The following is a 4,135-nucleotide window of genomic DNA, read 5'->3' as shown; positions in this document are numbered from 1 at the left end:
CAGCTACAGTCATATTAATTCCAGCTTGTTCTAATTCTGGAGTTTCTGCACCATCAATATTTATACTTTTATTTAATTCCACATTAGTAGATACTGTTATATTATTTCCTGCTGTATTTAAAATTGTAGTATTTTCATTAGCTTTTAATACTAATTCTTGATTTCCAGATGATACTTCTTCTGGTAATGTTGCTTCAAATACAAAATTACTTGCAGTATCTCCTTTTACTATTGTAATTGGAACTTCTACATCTCCAATCATTAGTGTTAAATTTGTTTCTCCAACTAAACTTACCGCTTGGTTAAACTTTAAATTAAAGCTAATTCTATCACCAGCAACATACTCTTCTTTTTCATCTATAATTTCAACAGAGCTTATTGCCGTTTCTAAATCTGATACTAATGTTGTTTCTGCTGTTTTATTTAAAAGAACTTCATCCTCTAAAGTAGTTCCGTAAATTTCAACAAAATCAACATCTCCATTGAATGAATACATATTAGTAGCACTACTATGTCTAGGTGTTTTTCCTATATATGCCTTATTAGCATCTTCTATTGCATCTAAGAATCTAGCATTTGTATCCTCTACATTTAATACAAGAACACCATTAACAAATATCTTATATCCTTCTCCATTAGTAACTTTAAATGCAATAGTATTAATTCCTTCATTTAAAGTAACATTAGCTGATGGTCTAGCTATATTAGTTGTTCCACTTTCTGTTGCTCCTTCTTGTGTTTGATTTCTAAGTTCAAAACCAACCTTATCCCCAAAAGTATATAAGTGGAAATGTGAATTTCTATCTGTATCATTACCTATACCAATTATAGATTGAACTCCAGTTTTATTTGTATTATCAAATCTAGCTATAATAGTTCCTTCTGTTAAATCTTTAAAGCTATTTAAATCTGATGATATATCATATGCACTATTATTTGATATTCTTATATTTGAATATCCTACTAAAGGTTTAATAGTTTCATCTGGATTTTCTATAGAACCTCCTCCAATTACTATTTGCCCCCCATTATTAGATAAATCTATATCACTACTTAAAGTAATATTTTTACCAATAGTATTTAATATTTCAGTATCTTCATTAGCTTTTAATACTAAATTAAACGTTCCTTCTTCTAATGTTGTTGGTAATACTCCTTCAAAAGTGAATTCTCTTGCATTATTTTCTGACACTGGATTTAATATTACTTCATTTTCTCCAAGCTTTAATGTTAAATTTTTATTTCCAACTAAACTTACAGCTTGATCAAAAGTTAATTTAACATTTATTTCATCTCCAGCATCATAGCTTCCGTTTCCATCTAATAATTCTATTGATTCTATTTTGCCTGGATTCACAAGTTCTTCTAATGATGCTTCATAATCAAACTTAATATATTCTGATGACATTTCCATATAAGACATTTCTTGATTTCCTGTGCCTTCATAGAATAAACCGATGTCTCCATTTGCTAACTCTGTTAAGCATGAATATGCATAAGTTCCTGCTTTAACAAGCTTATTATATTTCCATTCAAATTCATATTTTGTCTGTCCATTTTCATGAGTTCCATTTTCACTTATAAGACCAAATCTAACTGTACCATTACTTCTTCCAGAGCCTGCTGGATTAGCAAATACAATTGCGTCCTTTCCATCAATTTGCTTACTATAATTTATTACACTTAATTGACAATATGGTTCAGGTAAATTTCTATCTTCATACACATCTGCATCCCAAGTTGCTCCACCATCAAAGCTTGTTGCAATTCTTACATACGACCCAGTATTTCTCATAAATAATTTTAATTGTCCATTAGGCATTTCAACTACTTGACATTCAGTTAATTCAAGTCCATCTGTCATGGTTTGAGAGTTACCAAAAGAACCATTACCTAAATCTCTACCATCATTAGGAGACTCACCTATTTCCCATGTTGCACCATGGTCATCACTATAAATAACTGCACTTGATTGTTTACCGCCTATTTCATTCGTATAATATACTGGGAATACTATTCTTCCTGCATGCTCCCCATTTTTCATTTGAATTCCGGCCCCTGGACCTGTTCCTAAGAATTTCATCCAGTCTGCTTTAACATCTGCATTTATGTCTATTGGCTCACTCCAAGTTTTTCCATCATCATCACTGTATATTAGACTTAAATAGCTTGTGCCATGAACCTTTAATTCACAATTTGCAGTCATAACATTTCCAGCTGATACACCACCCTTAGTTAATTCCATACTATGAATATTTACATTATAATCTGTTATGTTACCTTCATTATCATAAACATTTCCATCTTCTCTTATAGTATAAAGATTTCCTGAAGAATCATATAAAGATCTATATTTTTCTCCATCAATCTCTGTATATCCACTTCCAGCTTGTGCTTGCCAGAATCCATAGTTTTGTGGGAATGTAGTAACTAATAAGAATATTCTTCCTGTTTCTTCATCTTGTGTTAATGCTGTATCAATAACAGAAGCATTACTTGGAAAATCTATTACCTTTTGAGCTTCTTCCCATTCTCCATTTACTGTTTTTCTTTTTACACCTGAATCTATATCATTCCAAGGCGCATCTGCTCCCCCATTATTTCTAACATCAATAGAAGCTATAACAGTTCCTTCTTTTGTTGTAAATAATGCAGGTATTCTAAAGTTTGGAGAACCTAAATCACCTGGTTTAAATAAGTCAACTACTTCACTTTTATAACCTTCTGGTAATATTTCATCTTCTGAAGGAAGTACAGTTTGTCCAGTAACGTCTAATAAGTATTTATCTGGAAGTACATCTCCATATACATCTATAAAATCTATAGAGCCACTAAATGGATATTCATTTCCTGAAGCTCTATCAGTCTTTCCAATATAAGCATTATTAACATCTACTACTCCTGCACTTAATGTTGCATTAGAAGTTGTAACTTCTCCAGCTAATTTACCATTGATAAATATTTTATATCCAACACCGCTTGTTACTTTAAGTGCAACAGTATTTATACCATTATTTAAAACGGCAGAAGCTTTACCAGTAGCTACATTTCCACTTTGATTTCTCACTTCAAATCCAACCGTATTATCAGCTACATAAAGATGAAAGTGCCCATTAGCTACATTATTGTTTCCAACACTAATTAAAGACTGAATATCGCCCTTTGTAGTGTCAAATCTTGCAACTATAGTTCCTTCCTCCAATCCTTTAAGAGCTTCAATATCGGAAGATATATCTATGCCTTGATTATTTGTTATCTTTTTATTTTCATATCTTGCAATTTTATTAATATCTTCTTTAACTCTATATATATTTACTTCTGCTATAGAAGCAAATCCTCCAACTCCACCCAATGCTACTATTTTAATTTTTTCTGCATTAATAGGTTCATTAAATGTAACATATTTAGGATCGCTATTGCTTGTTGCCCATACTCCTTCAGATACAAGAGTTTCTTCATCACCATTAATAGCATAAACTTCATAATTATTTATCATTCCATTTGAGCCTGATACTCTTGGTGAAACTTTTAAGCTACTTACGTTATTAACTCCCCCTAAATCAATTGTTAAACTTTGCGGAAATTCTATTGTTTCATACCAAGGAGTATGCCACATTGTACTAATATCGCCATCTATAGCTTTACTTCCATCTTCCCCAGATTGAGATGACGTAGCTACTGCTGTCATTTGACTTTGTGGTATTTCCTCTTCAATAATTAAATTTTTATGAATTTGGGATTCATACGCTAATACGTTTACATTAGATATAGAGCTAATCGTATTGAAAGCCATAGCTGACGCCATTATTAATGCCACTATTTTTCTTCTATTCATCATAATTCCTCCTTTTATACCAAATTGTTTACTCTAATTAATTATATTATATAAAATTATTTCTTTGTATATTTTTTTACTTTTTTTATAATAATTGCTAAATTATATAAATATATTGCGCATTAAGTTTTTAAATATACTTTCTACTATAAATAAAGAGGACAATAGCGAAATAATTTGCTATTGTCCTCTCATATAAATTTATTTTTATACTTCTAACCTTAGAATTTCCTTAAAACTACTACTTTTTATTCCTTTTTCTACTCAGACCTAATCCACCAAGTAAAGCAATAACTCCAC

At 30.8% G+C, this 4,135-nt stretch carries 1 protein-coding gene; it reads right to left on the bottom strand.

The annotated features are described in order from the left end of the window. Window positions 1-3,835: sialidase domain-containing protein (locus HMPREF0216_RS12545; RefSeq protein WP_051040718.1), on the bottom strand; the 3,835-nt coding region annotated here is incomplete at its 3' end. Window positions 3,836-4,135: the final 300 nt, after the last annotated feature.

This window comes from Clostridium celatum DSM 1785 (assembly GCF_000320405.1).
Classification (GTDB): Bacteria; Bacillota; Clostridia; order Clostridiales; family Clostridiaceae; genus Clostridium; species Clostridium celatum.
Note: the sequence above shows the minus strand (reverse complement) of the source record. Positions and strands in the feature narration are given on the sequence as shown.